Consider the following 15,946-nt stretch of genomic DNA (forward strand, 5'->3'; position numbering starts at 1 on the left):
AGATAGGTGCGATTGCGCAGAGGTGTGTAGGAGGTATCCGATAGAGCGGGCGACGTTTCCTTGTCGATGCGCTAGCGGTTGACCTGCCAGGCCATCAGGTTGCGGCCCCGGGTGCCGTGTGGCGTCGCGGGGCCGATCCGTTTGGCTGCTACTTGGTCACGCTGACCCCATAGAAGGAGTTCAAGCCAAAGGGGCTGATCTTGAAGTCCTGTACGGTTGAACGCATAGGTTGATACACCGTCGAGTGAGCGATGGGTGTCATCGGAACCTGTTCTTTGAGGATGTGTTGCGCTTGCTTGTACAACTCGGTGCGCTTGGCCTGGTCGGAGGTGGCCTTGGCTTGCTTGACCAGGTCGTCGTACGGCTTGTAGCACCATTTGGAGAAGTTGTTGCCTTCCAGGGCATCACAACCGAACAGGGTGCCCAGCCAGTTGTCCGGGTCACCGTTGTCGCCGCTCCAGCCAATCAGCATGGCGCCGTTTTCGCCGCCTTTGGAGCGCTTGATGTACTCACCCCACTCGTAGCTGACAATCTTGGCCTTGATGCCGACCTTGGCCCAGTCCGACTGCAGCATCTCGGCCATCAGCTTGGCATTGGGGTTGTACGGACGTTGCACCGGCATGGCCCAGAGGTTGATCTCGGTGCCTTCCTTGATGCCGGCTTCCTTGAGCAGTTGCCTGGCTTTTTCCGGATCGTACTTGGCGTCCTTGATGGTGGTGTCATAGGACCACTGGGTCGGCGGCATGGCGTTGACCGCCAGCTGGCCGGCGCCCTGGTACACCGAGTCGATGATCTGCTGCTTGTTCACCGCCATGTCCAGCGCTTCGCGGACCTTGAGCTGGGCCATCGGGTTGGGCTGGTTGCTGCCCTTGATCTTGTCCATCACGTTGTAGGCGATGTAGCCGAGGTTGAAGCCGGCCTGGTCAGGCATCTTCAGGTTGGGGTCGTTCTTCAGCGGCTCGATATCGGCCGGGCGCGGGAACAGGGTGACCTGGCACTCGTTCTTCTTGAGCTTCTGCATGCGCACCGAGGCATCGGTGGTGATGGCGAAGATCAGGTTGTCGATCTTCACATCGTCAGGCTTCCAGTAGTCCTTGTTGCCCTTGAAGCGAATCTGCGCGTCTTTCTGGTACTTGCTGAACACGAACGGGCCGGTGCCGATCGGTTTCTGATTGATGTCGGCGGGCTTGCCCTGCTTGAGCAACTGGTCGGCGTATTCGGCGGACTGGATCGAGGCGAAGCTCATGGCCAGGTTCTGGATGAAGGCGGCGTCGACGCCATTGAGGGTGAACTTGACCGTGTGATCGTCGAGCTTTTCGACCTTGGCGATGTTCTTGTCCATGCCCATGTCGGTGAAGTACGGGAACTCGGTGGGGTATGCCTTGCGGAACGGCATGTCCTTGTCGAGCATCCGATTGAAGGTGAACAACACGTCGTCGGCGTTGAATTCGCGGGTCGGCTTGAAGAAATCGGTGGTATGGAACTTGACCCCTTCACGCAGGTGGAAGGTATAGGTCAGGCCATCCTCGGAAATGTCCCAGCGAGTTGCCAGGCCCGGGATGACCGCAGTGCCGCCACGCTCGAACTGGCTCAGACGGTTGAAGACTGTCTCGGCTGAGGCATCGAAGTCGGTTCCGGTGGTGTATTGGCCAGGGTCGAAGCCCGCAGGGCTGCCTTCGGAGCAAAACACCAGGTTAGTCGCCGCAAGGGCAGAGGGGGCGCCGGCAAGCAAGCCTGCGCCGACCAGAAACGGAATGACCGCGTGTTTGAGCATGGTGGCCTCATTGTTGTCATTTTTGATTTGAGGGGGCCTTGTGAGCCGACCTGCGGATACTTATGCAGGCCCCATACCCAATGCAACACTCAAAGGGATGTGTGACGGAAAACAGTGGGACGAACGTACAAGATTGTCGCATCCGTATAATTTTTTATGGAGTTGATCGTTTGCGAGGGGGTGTTTCAGTGTATTTCGAAGACGTTGTCTCTATATCGAGTCAGTCTTTGCACTAAATTGGGGCGTGAGGTGCTACGAGTAACAGGGTTCGCGGCAGCCGAAGCTGCCGCGAAACAGCAGAAAAGTAACGTTGTTTACGGCATCTGGACTTCGATGGTGCCGTCGGCGCTGAGGGTCACCTGGCTGGTGCCCGCCTCGATTTCTGGAACGGCAGCAGCGTCTTCGGCCATGCCGGCTTTCATCATCATCGGCGCGCTACGGGCATAAGGATGCGGGTAGCCGCTGCTGTTGAGGTTGAGGTTGACCACTTTGTAGCCTTTGCCGCCCAGCGCTTCGGTGGCCAGTTGGGCGCGGGCCTTGAAGGCGCTGACGGCATCCTTGAGCAACTCGTCTTCGCTGGTCTTGCGCGTGGCCGGGGCGATGGAGAAGTCCATGCCGCCCATTTTCAGGTCCTGCAACAGGGTACCGGTGAGTTGCGACAGGGCCGGGAAGTTGGCGCTTTCCAGGCGCAGTTCGGCGCGCTCACGCCAGCCGGTGATCCTCTGGCCCTTGTTGTCGTAGATCGGATAGCTGTTGCGGCTGCCCTGGCTGATCTTCACGTCCTTGACTTCGCGGGCCTGTTTCACCGCCTTGTTCATGGTTTCGGTGATTTGCGTGGCAAGCTTGCCCGGGTCGGTATTCTGCGCTTCGCTGTACAGGGTCACGACCATCAGGTCGCGGGCCACTTCCTTACTGACTTCGGCGCGCAGCGAAATCTGGTTGTAGCGAGGGGCTTCTTCAGCCAGGGCCGGAAGGCTGGCAAGCAAGCTGGTGGCCATGACCAGGGCGGCGCTGCTGCGGGTGATAGACATGTATGACTCCTTGAAATTGAGGCGCGAACACTGAACAGAAGCAGTGTGCGCAGGCCCATAAGACTGGCAACAGTGTAGTGAGGTTCAAAATGGCCATCATTGTTGTGTAAAAAAGTGTGGCGCTTTGCCGCATCACTGCAGACCAGGCCACAGCTTCGGTATACTCGCGACGATTCGCCTGGAGCACTCATCAGGAGAGCTCATGCTCGCCCCCGTACAAATGTTGTCTGCAACCCGTCAGAACCTCTGGCGCCTGACCTTCATCCGCATCCTGGTGCTTGCCGCCCAGGCCGGCTCGGTCGGTGTCGCCTACTGGACCGAACTGCTGCCGCTGCCGTGGCTGTCGCTGGTCATCACCCTTGGCCTGTCGATGCTGCTGTGCGCCTTCACGGCCTTGCGCTTGCGTCTTACGCTGCCGGTCACCGAGCTGGAGTATGCCTTCCAGCTGGCCTGTGACCTGCTGATCCACAGTGCCTTGCTGTATTACTCGGGGGGGTCGACCAACCCCTTCGTGTCCTACTATCTGGTGCCACTGGCCATCGCCGCGGTGACCTTGCCCTGGGTCTATTCGCTGATCCTTTCCGGTATCGCCCTGGCGGCCTACAGCCTGCTGCTGGTGCAGTTCTACCCGCTGGAAACCTTCCCCATGGCCCGGGAGAAGATGCAGGTCTACGGCATGTGGCTGAGTATCGCCCTGGCCGCCGCGGTGATTACCTTCTTCGCCGCGAAGATGGCCGAAGAGCTGCGCCGCCAGGAACAACTGCGCGCCGAGCGCCGGGAGGAGGGGCTGCGTGACCAGCAACTGCTGGCCGTGGCTACCCAGGCGGCGGGCGCCGCCCATGAACTGGGCACGCCTTTGGCGACCATGAGCGTGTTGATCAAGGAAATGCGCCAGGACCACAGCGACCCGCTGCTGCAGGAAGACCTGGCGGTGCTGCAGGATCAGGTCAAACTGTGCAAGGAAACCCTGCAGAATCTGGTGCGCGCCGCCGAAGCCAACCGGCGCCTGGCCGTCGAGAACCAGGAAGTGACCTTCTGGCTCGACGAGGCGCTCAACCGCTGGCACCTGATGCGCCCGGAAGCCAGTTACCGCTTCCAGCGCCTGGGCCAGGGTAGCGTGCCACGTCTGGCGCCGCCGCCGGACCTGACCCAGGCCCTGCTCAACCTGTTGAACAACGCCGCCGATGCCTGCCCGGATGATCTGGAAGTACGCCTGGATTGGGATGCCCAGGACATGGTGATCAGCATCCGTGACCATGGCCCCGGCGTGCCGGCGGCGATTGCCGAATCGATCGGCAAACCCTTCTTTACCACCAAGGGCAAAGGCTTCGGCCTGGGCCTGTTCTTGAGCAAGGCCAGCGTGACCCGTGCTGGCGGCTCGGTAAAACTCTATAGTCATGAAGAAGGCGGTACGCTCACCGAGCTGCGCCTGCCGCGTGACGCGCGAGGAGATGTGTGATGAGTGATGAAATCCAGGTTGAAGGCGAAGAGCTGCCGCACCTGTTGCTGGTTGACGACGACGCCACCTTTACCCGGGTGATGGCCCGGGCGATGAGTCGCCGCGGCTTTCGCGTGAGCACCGCAGGTTCTGCCGAGGAGGGCCTGAAAATCGCCCAGGACGACGTGCCGGACTACGCCACGCTGGACTTGAAGATGGACGGCGATTCCGGCTTGGTACTGCTGCCCAAGCTGCTGGAACTGGACCCGGAAATGCGCGTGGTGATCCTCACCGGTTACTCGAGCATCGCCACGGCGGTTGAAGCGATCAAGCGCGGTGCCTGCAACTACCTGTGCAAGCCGGCCGATGCTGACGATGTGCTGGCCGCATTGCTCTCCGAGCATGCCGACCTCGACAGCCTGGTGCCGGAAAACCCGATGTCGGTCGACCGCCTGCAGTGGGAGCACATCCAGCGCGTGCTGACCGAGCATGAAGGCAATATCTCCGCTACGGCCCGTGCCCTGGGCATGCACCGGCGGACCTTGCAGCGCAAACTGCAGAAGCGCCCGGTGCGGCGCTGAGCGCAAATCGCGGGGCAAGCCCGCTCCTACAGGTCCTGCGCCAACCCCAGGAGCAGCGCCTTATCTGTGGGAGCGGGCTTGCCCCGCGATGAATCTACTTGCCGCCGAGGATCGTTCGATCCACCCTCACTGCCAGCTGCCCGGCCCCGGGCGCGGCGTCAAACACCACCTTGCCCGTCTCGGCCAGCTTGGCCCGGCCGATCACTACGCCATCGCGCAGCAGTTCCAGGGGGACATCCTTGAGTGACTGGCCCGACGCCAGCTCAATGTTCAGGGTAATGCTCATGAGTGATTTCCTTATCACGGGTGTTGATCGATGTAGGTCGTGGTGCTCGCATCCAGCGAGGCGATCAGTTCCGGCGAGCCACCGCGGAACTGGCGAAACAGGTTGCGCGAAACTGACTTGCCGGAGGTGTCCACCGGCACCGTCAAGGTCGGCTGGAAGCGCTCGGTCAGTTCGGCATAGTCGCTCCACGGGCCGATGTACGATTCATTCAGGCCGTTGACCACACTGACCGCATACCGCACGGCATGGCCGGGCAGCCAGTTCGGCTGGCTCGGTACCTGGGTCTGCCAGCCGTCGGCGCGCACGCTCGGTGCACCGGCAGGGGCCTGGAGGTAGCCGGCGGGTGTGTTCGGGGTGTAGTCCTTGAGCAGCAGGTAGGTGCTCCAGCCCCACCAGTTGTCGATCTGCGCCGGGTCATTGAGGTTGTTGACGTCGGCGCGGCGCATCAGTTTGCCGTTGCGCAGGGCGAACAGCGGCGCGAAGTTGCCCGGCACTTGCCCCTCTACCGCGGCCTGCAGGTCGGCGGCGATGCGCAGGGCGCCATAGGCTGTCGGCGCGGGCAGATTACCGCTGTCGAACGCCTGGAAGATCTCATCGGCAGACTTCTGCACCGCCAGGCCCACCTGCTTGCGGTTGGCCACATCGATGCTGTCGAAGTAGCGCTTGTCGCCATAGCCACGCCAGGTATCGCCCTGGGCGTTGCGCAGCACCAGGCCGTACTTGCTGTCTTCATCGTGCATGAAGCGCGAGATCAGCGAGCCGAGGTCGGCCGGGGTGACGTTGTCCTTGATGGCCTTGCGCGGCACCCGCACATGGCCGGCCGAGAACAGGTCGGTGAGGAAGTGGTCAGCGAAGGCGTTCATCGCGTAGGCCAGTTCCAGCTGCCCGTCATCGCCGCTGGCCCGTGCTTTCACGGCCTGGCGCAGAGCGGCGGTGTGGCCGGCGATATAGGCCAGCAGCGCCCATTCGCCAAAGTGGTCCCAGTTGCTCGCAGCCAGTTTCAGGTAGCGGCCAAGTGGGAACATCGGCGAGACGAAGCTGCCACCTCCGGTGATCTTGTTCCATTCTTCCGAGAGGGTGTCGCCCAACTGATCGTAGGCTTCGTGGGGCTGGCGACCGTCTTTGATCGCCTGGTTGGCCGCGGCGATTTCCCGTTGCATGACCGCGAGGATCTTGCCGGCTTCTTCCCGGGAGGCGGGAAGCACGGCCAGCGAATCAAAGGCGGCGGCAAAGCGCTGGACGCGTTCTTCAGCATTGGCGCCATCGGCAATCGGCCGCTCGGGAACACCATAGAAGTCGCCGCCCAGGGCAACGATCTGGCCATAGCTGAGGGTCAGGCCGTTGGGCAGGTGCAGGGCGACTTTCCAGGCGGGGATCGGCGCGCTGTCCTGGCTGAAGCGCAGCAGGGTGTTGTCGCCGATGGCGGTGTGTTCACCACCTTCGAAGCGCAGCACCGGCTTGCCGCTGGTTGGCGGTTTGGCGGGCAGGCCAAGGCGGTGGTATTTGATCGTGTGGTGACCATCGAGCACCAGCACGATACGGGTATCGGGGCCGGGGATCTTGATACCGTCGACACTGAACAGGGCATCGAGGTCGGCGACCACGGTGGTGGCGAGCGCCTTTTGGGCGTGCAGTCCGGTTTGCATACCTGACATATTCAACTCCTTTGAGATGTCATGGATTTCCGTAAACAACTGTATGTATATACAGTTGTTTGGATCATATCCAATCTGTCTCCTACGTCAACAATTCTTTTTTCTTACGTCAGAATGCGATTCATCAACTTGCGGCTGACGTATCATTAGCCCCCTAACGACAGCCATCGGGACCACCCTGCATGCTCGCCCTTTTTATCCAGACGCTGAACATCACGGCGCCGGTGTTCGCCATGCTGTTCATGGGCGTGCTGCTCAAGCGCATCAAGGCCATCAACGACGGCTTCATCCACACCGCGTCGTCGCTGGTGTTCAACGTCTGTATGCCGGCGCTGCTGTTTCTCGGGATTTATCACGCTGACCTGACGGCGGCGGTCAAACCCGGGTTGCTGGTGTTTTTCGTGGTCGCCACGCTGGGCAGTTTTGCCCTGGCCTGGGGCTTTGCCCTGTGGCGCTGCCCGCGCGAGGATCGTGGCATCTACACCCAGGGCGGCTTTCGTGGCAATAACGGGGTCATTGGCCTGGCCCTGGCGGCGAGTATGTATGGCGATTACGGCATCTCGCTGGGGGCAATCCTCGCTGGCCTGGTGATTCTGTTGTACAACTCGCTGTCATCGGTGGTGCTGGCGGTGTACAGCCCGAGCATGAAGTCCGACCCCTGGAGCATCTTCAAGAGTATCCTGCGCAACCCGCTGATCATCAGCGTGTTGCTGGCTACGCCCATGGCCTACGGGCAAGTGCCGCTGCCAAACTGGCTGCTGACCTCCGGCGATTACCTGGCGCAGATGACCCTGCCGCTGGCGTTGATCTGCATCGGCGGTACCCTGTCGCTGGCTTCCTTGCGTGAAAGCGGCGGCCTGGCGGTCAGCGCCAGCCTGGTGAAGATGATCTGGCTGCCGGTGATCGGTACCCTGGCTGCCTGGCTTTGCGGCTTTCGCGGGGCGGAACTGGGCATCCTGTTCCTGTACATCGGTAGCCCGACCGCCGCCGCCAGTTATGTCATGGCCCGGGCGGCCAACGGTAACCATGAACTGGCCGCCTCGATCATCGTGATTACCACGCTGATGGCCGCCATAACCACGAATATCGGCATTTTCCTCTTGCAGTGGGGCGGCTGGATCTAGATTCTGTGCCGACAATAAAGCCAACACTGCCTTCCACCTTCAAGGACACTTCATGCAAGAACAGATCCCCCCAGAGCGATTACAGCGCGGGTTGAAAAATCGCCATATCCAGTTGATTGCCCTGGGTGGCGCCATCGGTACCGGCCTGTTTCTGGGCATTGCCCAGACCATCCAGATGGCCGGCCCGGCCGTGCTGCTGGGTTACGCGATTGCCGGCCTGATGGCGTTCTTCATCATGCGCCAGCTGGGCGAGATGGTGGTCGACGAGCCGGTTGCCGGCAGCTTCAGCCACTTTGCCCACCGCTACTGGAACGAGTTCGCCGGTTTCGTCTCTGGCTGGAACTACTGGGTGGTCTATGTACTGGTCGGTATGGCCGAACTGACAGCGGTAGGCATCTATGTGCAGTACTGGTGGCCGGATTTTCCGACCTGGGCCACGGCGGCGATCTTCTTCGTGGTGATCAACCTGATCAACCTGACCCAGGTGAAGGTCTATGGCGAGATGGAGTTCTGGTTCGCCCTGGTCAAGGTGATCGCCATCGTCAGCATGATCGGTTTTGGCGCCTGGCTGCTGGCCAGTGGTAACGGCGGGCCGGATGCCAGCGTGGCCAACCTCTGGCAGTACGGCGGCTTCTTCCCCAACGGCTTCACCGGCTTGCTGATGGCCATGGCGGTGATCATGTTCTCTTTCGGTGGCCTGGAGCTGGTCGGTATCACCGCTGCCGAAGCCGACGATCCGCGCCACAGCATTCCGCGCGCCACCAATCAGGTGGTCTATCGCATCCTGATTTTCTACATCGGTGCACTGGCGGTACTGCTGTCGTTGTATCCGTGGCAGAAGGTGGTGCAGGGCGGCAGCCCGTTCGTGATGATCTTCCACAACCTGGACAGCAACCTGGTGGCGACCATCCTCAACGTGGTGGTATTGACCGCCGCGCTGTCGGTGTACAACAGCTGCGTATACTGCAACAGCCGCATGCTGTTCGGCCTGGCCAGCCAGGGTGACGCGCCGCGGGCCCTGCTCAAGGTCAACCGCCGTGGCGTACCGCTGACCGCCCTGGGCGTTTCTGCCCTGGCCACCGGTCTGTGCGTGCTGATCAACTACCTGATGCCGGGCGAGGCCTTCGGCCTGTTGATGGCCCTGGCGGTCTCGGCACTGGTGATCAACTGGGCCAGCATCAGCATCACCCACCTGAAGTTCCGCCGCGCCAAGCAGGCGTCGGGCGAGTCGACCTTCTACAAGAGCTGGGGGCATCCGCTGACCAACTACCTGTGCCTGGCGTTCATCGGCCTGATTCTGGTGGTGATGTACCTGACCCCGCCGATCCGCATTTCGGTCATGTTGATCCCGGCCTGGATCGCCACCCTGGGCGTGGCCTTCTGGCTGAAGAAAAAGGGCCAGAAGGCCCCAGTCGTCAGCAACTGACGGCCTTGGCGCAAGTGATCGTTCAGCCCTGCTGGTAGCTGTCGATCACTTCCTGGGCGGCGCGGAAGGCATCGATGGCTGCCGGGACACCGGCATACACCGCGCAGTGCAGCAGCGCCTCACGAATCTCCTCGACCGTACAACCGTTGTTCAAGGCGCCGCGCACGTGGCCCTTGAGCTCTTGCGGGCACTTGAGTGCGGTGAGGGCGGCGAGGGTGATCAGGCTGCGGGTTTTCAAGGGCAGGCCTTCGCGGCTCCAGACGCTGCCCCAGGCATGCTCATTGACGAAGTCCTGCAGCGGCTGGGTGAAGTCGGTGGCGTTGTTCAGTGCGCGATCGACGAAGGCATCACCCATGACCTGGCGGCGAACCTGTTCGCCGGTTTTGTTGTTGTCGCCCATTTTTGTTTTCCTTAGTGTTGGCGGCGCCAGGCACGCAGGGTGGTGTACAGCAGCAACGCCCCCAGTGCTGGCAATGCGTAGAACAGCATCAGTTTTTCAAGTCGGCTGGCCAGTGGCATGCCGGTGGTAAAGGCCACCACGTGCAGACCATAAGCCAGGTACAGGCAGAGGAACACCAGACCTTCGGCGCGCGTCACCCGGTAGCCGGAGTAGAACACCGGCAGGGCCAGCACCGCGACCCCGAGCATCACCGGCAGGTCGAAGGCCAGGGCGTTGGGTGAGATCGACAAGGGCTCGGGGGCGACCAGCGCGGTCAGGCCGAGCACCGCCAGCAGGTTGAACAGATTGCTGCCGATGACATTGCCCACGGCGATTTCGCGCTCGCCGCGCAGGGCGGCGATCAGCGAAGTGGCCAGCTCCGGCAGCGAGGTACAGACGGCGACCACGGTCAGGCCGATGACCCGTTCCGACAGGCCCAGGTCCTGGGCGACCTCCACCGCCGCCTCCAGCAGCAGATGGCCGGCCATGCTCAGCAGGCCAAGCCCGGCCAGCATCAGCAGCACGCTCCCCAGCCAGAAGCGGCCGCCACGTTGCGGGCGTGGGCCGGGGGCCGGGTAGGTGCGGGCATGATGACGGGACTGGTGCCAGAGCATCGCCAGGTAGCCGAACAGGCCGCACAGCAATAGTGCGCCTTCCAGCCGGCCCAGCAGTTCGTTGAAGGCCAGCAGATACACCGCCAGGCTGGCGGCGATCATCAGCGGGATATCCAGGCGCACCAGTTGCCGGGAGACCCGCAACGGAATGATCAGCGCAGCCAGGCCCAGGGTTACCAGGATGTTGAAGATATTGCTGCCGATCACGCTGCCGACGGCCACGTCGGGCGCGCCGGTGTAGGCGGCCTGCAGGCTGACGGTCAATTGCGGCGCGCTGCTGCCGAATGCCACCAGGCTCAGGCCGATGATCAACGGCCGTACTTGCAGGCTGGCGGCCAGGCGCAGGGCAGCGCGTACCAGCAGTTCGGCGCCGGCGATCAGCAACAGCAGGCCGATGCTCAGTTGCAGCAGGCTGAAGGTGGGTAAAGCGGCCAGGTCGAAAATGGTCGTGCTCCGGGGGCAGGTCAGTCGCTGAGACTTTGTACCCGTACGCGCGCGGTTCCGCTACGGATCATCCCGAGTTTTTCCGCGGCAGCGCGTGACAGGTCGATCAGCCGGCCGCGGGTATGCGGGCCGCGGTCGTTGATGCGGACCACGACGCTGCGATCGTTGTTCAGGTTGGTGACCTTGACCTGCGAGCCAAACGGCAAGCTGCGGTGGGCGGCGGTCATACCGTGTTGATTGAAGGGCTCGCCACTGGCGGTACGTTTGCCGTGGTGACGGGAGCCGTAATAGGAGGCGGTACCGGTCTGGTCGTAACCGCGCGGGTCGATATCGTGGCTGGCGCAGCCGGCCAGCAGGGTGAAGAGCGCGAGTGCGCTGAGGGGACGCCACATCAAATCAGTTGCTCCGAGGTGAAGTGATCACCTGTGGGAGCCGGCGTTGCCGGCGATGGGCTGCTCGGCAGCCCCAGAAACTGGCAAGGCTTCGCCTTGCATCGCCGGCAACGCCGGCTCCCACAGGGTAATGCGAACTACCCTTCGAGCTTGCTCTTGAGCAATTGGTTCACTTGCTGCGGGTTGGCCTTGCCCTTGGAGGCTTTCATGGCCTGGCCGACGAAGAAGCCGAACATCTTGCCGCGCTTGGCCTCGTCGGCAGCGCGGTACTGCTCGACCTGCTCGGCATTGGCTGCCAGGACTTCGTCCAGGACCTTCTCGATCGCACCGCTGTCGGTGACCTGTTTCAGGCCCTCGGCTTCGATGATCTGGTCGGCATCACCGTCACCGGCGGCCATTTTCTCGAACACTACCTTGGCGATCTTGCCGCTGATGGTGTTGTCGAGGATGCGCTTGAGCATGCCGCCCAGGTGCTCGGCACTGACCGGCGACTGGTCGATTTCCAGGCCCAGTTTGTTGAGCAGGCTGCCCAGCTCGACCATGACCCAGTTGGCGGCAAGCTTGGCATCGCCGCACACGCCGACCACCTGTTCGAAGTAGTCTGCCTGCTCACGGCTGGTCGCCAGCACGTTGGCATCGTAGACCGACAGGCCGAACTGGCTCTGGAAGCGCTCGCGCTTTTGCGGTGGCAACTCCGGCAGGGTGGCGCGGGTGGCTTCGAGGAAGGCGTTCTCGATGACCACCGGCAGCAGGTCCGGATCGGGGAAGTAACGGTAATCGTTGGCTTCCTCCTTGCTGCGCATGGAGCGGGTCTCGTCCTTGTTCGGGTCGTACAGGCGGGTTTCCTGGATGACCTTGCCGCCGTCTTCGATCAGTTCGATCTGGCGTTGCACTTCGGTGTTGATGGCGCGCTCGATGAAGCGGAACGAGTTGACGTTCTTGATCTCGCAGCGGGTCCCGAACTCGGCCTGGCCCTTGGGGCGTACCGAGACGTTGCAGTCGCAACGCAGCGAGCCTTCGGCCATGTTGCCGTCGCAGATGCCCAGGTAACGCACCAGGGCATGGATGGCCTTGACGTAGGCGACCGCCTCTTTGGCGCTGCGCAGGTCAGGTTCCGAGACGATCTCCAGCAGCGGCGTGCCGGCGCGGTTGAGGTCGATGCCGGTGGAGCCGCTGAAGTCTTCGTGCAGGCTCTTGCCGGCGTCTTCTTCAAGGTGCGCACGGGTGATGCCGATGCGCTTGACCGTGCCATCTTCGAGGGCGATGTCCAGGTGGCCCTTGCCGACGATCGGCAGCTCCATCTGGCTGATCTGATAGCCCTTGGGCAGGTCGGGGTAGAAGTAGTTCTTGCGCGCGAACACGTTGTGCTGGCCGATTTCGGCATCGATGGCCAGGCCGAACATGCAGGCCATGCGCACCGCTTCCTGGTTCAGCACCGGCAGTACGCCGGGCATCCCCAGGTCGATCAGGCTGGCCTGGGTGTTTGGCTCGGAGCCGAAAGTGGTGGCGCTGCCGGAGAAAATCTTCGACTGGGTGGCGAGCTGGGTGTGAATCTCCAGCCCGATGACAACTTCCCATTGCATGTGGTGGTCCCTCAGAAGCCGTTAGGTGCGCGAGTGTGCCAGTCAGTCAGTTGCTGATAGCGGTGCGCGACGTTGAGCAGGCGGCCTTCGTGGAAATACGGCGCGAGCAACTGCACGCCAACCGGCAGACCATCGACGAAACCGGCCGGCATCGACAGGCCTGGCAGGCCGGCGAGGTTGGCGGTGATGGTGTAGACGTCTTCCAGGTATTCAGCGACCGGGTCGTTGTTCTTGGCGCCGATCTTCCAGGCCAGGTTTGGCGTGGTCGGGCCGAGAATCACGTCGACATCGTTGAAGGCAGCCATGAAGTCGTTCTTGATCAGACGGCGGATTTTCTGCGCCTGCAGGTAGTAGGCATCATAGTAGCCGGCCGACAGGGCGTAGGCACCGACCATGATCCGGCGCTGCACTTCGGCACCGAAGCCTTCGCCACGGGAGCGCTTGTACAGGTCGGTGAGGTCGACCGGGTTCTCGCAGCGGTAGCCGAAACGCACGCCGTCGAAACGCGACAGGTTGGACGAGGCTTCAGCCGGGGCGATCACGTAGTAGGCCGGAATCGCGTGCTGCATGTTCGGCAGGCTGATTTCCTTGACCACGGCGCCGAGTTTTTCCAGCTCCTTGACGCTGGCCTGGACCAGCTCGGCGATGCGCGGGTCGAGGCCGGCGCCGAAGTATTCCTTCGGCAGACCGATGCGCAGGCCTTCGAGCGAGGCATTGAGGCTGGCGCTGTAGTCCGGCACCGGTTCATCGATGCTGGTGGAGTCCTTGGCGTCGAAACCGGCCATGCCTTGCAGCAGCAGTGCGCAGTCTTCGGCGGTGCGGGCCAGCGGACCAGCCTGGTCGAGGCTCGATGCGTAGGCAATCATGCCCCAGCGCGAAACACGGCCGTAGGTCGGTTTCAGGCCAGTCAGGCTGGTGAGTGCCGCCGGCTGGCGGATCGAGCCGCCGGTGTCGGTGGCGGTGGCCGCCGGCAGCAGGCGCGCGGCAACCGCGGCAGCCGAACCACCGGAGGAACCGCCAGGCACGTGCTCGAAATTCCACGGGTTTTTCACCGCGCCGTAGTAGCTGCTCTCGTTGGCCGAACCCATGGCGAATTCGTCCATGTTGGTCTTGCCCAGCGTCACGGTACCGGCTTCGGCCAGCTTGCTGACCACGGTGGCGTCATACGGCGCCTTGAAGTTGTCGAGCATCTTCGAGGCGCAGCTGGTGCGGATGCCCTGGGTGCAGAACAGGTCCTTGTGGCCGATCGGCGCGCCCAGCAGGGCGCCGCTCTCGCCGGCAGCGCGACGGGCGTCGGCAGCACGGGCCTGGCTGATGGCCAGTTCGTCGGTGACACTGATGAAGCTGTTGATTTGCGGATCGAGCTGGTGGATCCGCGCCAGCAGGGCACGGGTCAGCTCTTCGGAAGAAAACTTCTTGTCGGCGAGTCCGCGGGCGATCTCGGCCAGGGTCAATTGATGCATGGCAGGCTCTATTCCCTTACTCGATGACTTTCGGAACCAGGTACAGGCCGTTTTCCGTCGCCGGGGCGATGGCCTGGTAGCTGTCACGGTGGTTACTTTCTGTTACCACATCGGCGCGCAGGCGCTGAGTGGCTTCCAGTGGGTGGGCCAGTGGCTCGATGCCAGTGGTGTCGACTGCTTGCATCTGGTCGACCAGTCCCAGAATACTGTTCAGGGCATCGGTAGTGCGTGGCAGATCGCTTTCATTCAGGCCAAGTCGGGCCAGATGAGCGATCTTTTCCACGTCGCAGCGTTCAAGCGCCATGGGGATCTCCTGGGGAAACAAAAACGGATTTGGTCCGCGATGAGGAACATGCTGGCAGTATTACGGTCATAAGGCCGCGATCATGTGCAGGCTTGCTCGGAAAAACCACCAATTTAACATATTGGTGCCTTGCCCAAAATCCCCGCCGTTGTTAGAGTTTGCCGCACTTTTTTACCCACGCGTTGCCTAGGGTCACTTTCCCATGTTCAAGAAACTGCGTGGCATGTTTTCCAGCGATCTTTCCATCGACCTGGGCACTGCCAACACCCTTATTTACGTGCGTGAGCGCGGTATCGTCCTGAATGAGCCATCGGTTGTGGCCATTCGTACTCACGGCAACCAGAAAAGTGTCGTCGCTGTCGGTACTGAAGCCAAGCGCATGCTGGGCCGTACGCCTGGCAACATTGCTGCCATTCGTCCGATGAAAGACGGCGTGATCGCCGATTTCAGCGTTTGCGAGAAAATGCTGCAGTACTTCATCAACAAGGTTCACGAAAACAGCTTCCTGCAGCCAAGCCCGCGGGTGCTGATCTGCGTGCCGTGCAAATCGACCCAGGTCGAGCGCCGGGCCATTCGTGAATCGGCGCTGGGCGCCGGTGCCCGTGAAGTGTTCCTGATCGAAGAGCCGATGGCCGCCGCCATCGGTGCCGGCCTGCCGGTTGAAGAGGCTCGCGGTTCGATGGTCGTCGATATCGGTGGTGGTACCACTGAAATCGCGCTGATCTCCCTGAACGGTGTGGTTTACGCCGAATCCGTACGGGTCGGTGGCGACCGTTTCGACGAGGCCATCGTCACCTACGTGCGTCGCAACTACGGCAGCCTGATCGGTGAATCCACCGCTGAGCGCATCAAGCAGGAAATCGGTACCGCCTATCCGGGCGGCGAAGTCCGTGAAGTCGATGTCCGCGGCCGCAACCTGGCCGAGGGCGTACCACGTGCCTTCACCCTGAATTCCAACGAAGTGCTTGAAGCCCTGCAGGAGTCCCTGGCGACCATCGTCCAGGCGGTCAAGAGCGCCCTGGAGCAATCGCCGCCGGAGCTGGCTTCGGACATCGCCGAGCGTGGCCTGGTGCTGACCGGTGGTGGCGCCCTGCTGCGCGACCTCGACAAGCTGCTGGCCCAGGAAACCGGCCTGCCGGTGATCGTCGCCGAAGACCCGCTGACCTGCGTGGCGCGCGGTGGTGGCCGTGCCCTGGAAATGATGGACAAACACACCATGGACCTGCTCTCCAGCGAATAAGCTGGAACCTGCAGTTCACGCCGCCCGGTTTACAGGTAGTGCTCACAGTGCTACCTGTATGTGCTGGGCTGACGTCCGTGTGGGCGTCATTTTCCGTCAATCCGCAAGCAGGCCGGTGCGTTGCCGTATGAATGACCTCTTGAATCGTCGTC

Annotated in this window: 15 protein-coding genes; 5 read left to right on the plus strand and 10 right to left on the minus strand. The window is 62.1% G+C overall.

The annotated features are described in order from the left end of the window. Nucleotides 1-148: 148 nt before the first annotated feature. Together BV82_RS05375 and BV82_RS05380 are read right to left on the minus strand one after the other, a co-directional pair. Nucleotides 149-1,774 carry an ABC transporter substrate-binding protein gene (locus BV82_RS05375; protein WP_010223418.1) on the minus strand — a complete coding sequence of 542 codons (1,626 nt, stop codon included), beginning with the start codon at nt 1,772-1,774 and terminating at the stop codon, nt 149-151. A 314-nt stretch (nt 1,775-2,088) separates the two neighbouring features. Further along, complete coding sequence (locus BV82_RS05380) at nt 2,089-2,805, minus strand: SIMPL domain-containing protein (RefSeq protein WP_010223417.1); 717 nt, start codon at nt 2,803-2,805, stop codon at nt 2,089-2,091. A 202-nt stretch (nt 2,806-3,007) separates the two neighbouring features. On the opposite strand from BV82_RS05380, the gene BV82_RS05385 reads away from it, so the two are divergent. Both BV82_RS05385 and BV82_RS05390 read left to right on the plus strand, forming a co-directional pair. After that, the gene (locus tag BV82_RS05385; RefSeq protein WP_010223416.1) at nt 3,008-4,264 is read left to right on the plus strand and encodes an ATP-binding protein; all 1,257 of its coding nucleotides are present in this window, start codon (nt 3,008-3,010) and stop codon (nt 4,262-4,264) included. Next, on the plus strand, nt 4,264-4,824 hold the full coding sequence (locus BV82_RS05390) for a response regulator transcription factor (RefSeq protein ID WP_010223415.1): 561 nt from the start codon (nt 4,264-4,266) through the stop codon (nt 4,822-4,824). Before BV82_RS05385 ends, BV82_RS05390 begins: the two co-directional genes overlap by 1 nt. Before the next feature lie 94 nt (nt 4,825-4,918). Here the strand turns inward: BV82_RS05390 and BV82_RS05395 are convergent, their stop codons facing one another. After that, nucleotides 4,919-5,110 (minus strand): hypothetical protein, encoded by a 192-nt coding sequence (locus tag BV82_RS05395; protein WP_036993946.1) that lies wholly within the window; start codon nt 5,108-5,110, stop codon nt 4,919-4,921. A 14-nt stretch (nt 5,111-5,124) separates the two neighbouring features. Then, nucleotides 5,125-6,765, minus strand: a complete 1,641-nt coding sequence (locus BV82_RS05400) for a hypothetical protein (protein WP_010223413.1) — start codon at nt 6,763-6,765, stop codon at nt 5,125-5,127. 182 nt (nt 6,766-6,947) lie between these two features. On the opposite strand from BV82_RS05400, the gene BV82_RS05405 reads away from it, so the two are divergent. Continuing rightward, nucleotides 6,948-7,889, plus strand: coding sequence for an AEC family transporter (locus BV82_RS05405; protein WP_036993947.1), 942 nt, complete (start codon nt 6,948-6,950; stop codon nt 7,887-7,889). 52 nt (nt 7,890-7,941) lie between these two features. Next, nucleotides 7,942-9,315 carry an amino acid permease gene (locus tag BV82_RS05410; RefSeq protein WP_010223410.1) on the plus strand — a complete coding sequence of 458 codons (1,374 nt, stop codon included), beginning with the start codon at nt 7,942-7,944 and terminating at the stop codon, nt 9,313-9,315. 22 nt (nt 9,316-9,337) lie between these two features. Here BV82_RS05410 and BV82_RS05415 read toward each other — a convergent pair whose 3' ends face one another. From BV82_RS05415 to gatC, 6 genes are all read right to left on the minus strand, one after another. Beyond that, nucleotides 9,338-9,715: a carboxymuconolactone decarboxylase family protein gene (locus BV82_RS05415; protein WP_010223409.1), complete on the minus strand. Its 378-nt coding sequence runs from the start codon at nt 9,713-9,715 to the stop codon at nt 9,338-9,340. Between the two features lie 11 nt (nt 9,716-9,726). Then, nucleotides 9,727-10,770, minus strand: coding sequence for a calcium/sodium antiporter (locus BV82_RS05420; RefSeq protein ID WP_036993949.1), 1,044 nt, complete (start codon nt 10,768-10,770; stop codon nt 9,727-9,729). A 62-nt stretch (nt 10,771-10,832) separates the two neighbouring features. Beyond that, a complete protein-coding gene (locus tag BV82_RS05425) occupies nt 10,833-11,204 on the minus strand; it encodes a septal ring lytic transglycosylase RlpA family protein (protein WP_010223407.1) in 372 nt (123 codons plus the stop codon). A 137-nt stretch (nt 11,205-11,341) separates the two neighbouring features. Further along, on the minus strand, nt 11,342-12,787 hold the full coding sequence (gene gatB / locus BV82_RS05430) for an Asp-tRNA(Asn)/Glu-tRNA(Gln) amidotransferase subunit GatB (RefSeq protein ID WP_010223406.1): 1,446 nt from the start codon (nt 12,785-12,787) through the stop codon (nt 11,342-11,344). Between the two features lie 11 nt (nt 12,788-12,798). Further along, nucleotides 12,799-14,250: an Asp-tRNA(Asn)/Glu-tRNA(Gln) amidotransferase subunit GatA gene (gatA, locus tag BV82_RS05435; RefSeq protein WP_036993950.1), complete on the minus strand. Its 1,452-nt coding sequence runs from the start codon at nt 14,248-14,250 to the stop codon at nt 12,799-12,801. Nucleotides 14,251-14,266: 16 nt separating this feature from the next. Then, nucleotides 14,267-14,554: an Asp-tRNA(Asn)/Glu-tRNA(Gln) amidotransferase subunit GatC gene (gene gatC, locus BV82_RS05440; RefSeq protein WP_010223404.1), complete on the minus strand. Its 288-nt coding sequence runs from the start codon at nt 14,552-14,554 to the stop codon at nt 14,267-14,269. A 202-nt stretch (nt 14,555-14,756) separates the two neighbouring features. On the opposite strand from gatC, the gene mreB reads away from it, so the two are divergent. Further along, nucleotides 14,757-15,794 (plus strand): rod shape-determining protein MreB, encoded by a 1,038-nt coding sequence (mreB, locus tag BV82_RS05445; protein WP_008371426.1) that lies wholly within the window; start codon nt 14,757-14,759, stop codon nt 15,792-15,794. The last annotated feature ends 152 nt before the right edge of the window (nt 15,795-15,946 follow it).

The sequence above is a fragment of the Pseudomonas donghuensis genome (genome assembly GCF_000696345.2).
Lineage (GTDB): Bacteria > Pseudomonadota > Gammaproteobacteria > Pseudomonadales > Pseudomonadaceae > Aquipseudomonas > Aquipseudomonas donghuensis.

Excerpts from the sequence above, each read along its gene's own strand:
- BV82_RS05375 (WP_010223418.1), bottom strand. The coding sequence starts at position 1,774 with ATGCTCAAACACGCGGTCATTCCGTTTCTGGTCGGCGCAGGCTTGCTT.
- BV82_RS05380 (WP_010223417.1), bottom strand. The coding sequence starts at position 2,805 with ATGTCTATCACCCGCAGCAGCGCCGCCCTGGTCATGGCCACCAGCTTG.
- BV82_RS05385 (WP_010223416.1), top strand. The coding sequence starts at position 3,008 with ATGCTCGCCCCCGTACAAATGTTGTCTGCAACCCGTCAGAACCTCTGG.
- BV82_RS05390 (WP_010223415.1), top strand. The coding sequence starts at position 4,264 with ATGAGTGATGAAATCCAGGTTGAAGGCGAAGAGCTGCCGCACCTGTTG.
- BV82_RS05395 (WP_036993946.1), bottom strand. The coding sequence starts at position 5,110 with ATGAGCATTACCCTGAACATTGAGCTGGCGTCGGGCCAGTCACTCAAG.
- BV82_RS05400 (WP_010223413.1), bottom strand. The coding sequence starts at position 6,765 with ATGTCAGGTATGCAAACCGGACTGCACGCCCAAAAGGCGCTCGCCACC.
- BV82_RS05405 (WP_036993947.1), top strand. The coding sequence starts at position 6,948 with ATGCTCGCCCTTTTTATCCAGACGCTGAACATCACGGCGCCGGTGTTC.
- BV82_RS05410 (WP_010223410.1), top strand. The coding sequence starts at position 7,942 with ATGCAAGAACAGATCCCCCCAGAGCGATTACAGCGCGGGTTGAAAAAT.
- BV82_RS05415 (WP_010223409.1), bottom strand. The coding sequence starts at position 9,715 with ATGGGCGACAACAACAAAACCGGCGAACAGGTTCGCCGCCAGGTCATG.
- BV82_RS05425 (WP_010223407.1), bottom strand. The coding sequence starts at position 11,204 with ATGTGGCGTCCCCTCAGCGCACTCGCGCTCTTCACCCTGCTGGCCGGC.
- gatB (WP_010223406.1), bottom strand. The coding sequence starts at position 12,787 with ATGCAATGGGAAGTTGTCATCGGGCTGGAGATTCACACCCAGCTCGCC.
- gatA (WP_036993950.1), bottom strand. The coding sequence starts at position 14,250 with ATGCATCAATTGACCCTGGCCGAGATCGCCCGCGGACTCGCCGACAAG.
- gatC (WP_010223404.1), bottom strand. The coding sequence starts at position 14,554 with ATGGCGCTTGAACGCTGCGACGTGGAAAAGATCGCTCATCTGGCCCGA.
- mreB (WP_008371426.1), top strand. The coding sequence starts at position 14,757 with ATGTTCAAGAAACTGCGTGGCATGTTTTCCAGCGATCTTTCCATCGAC.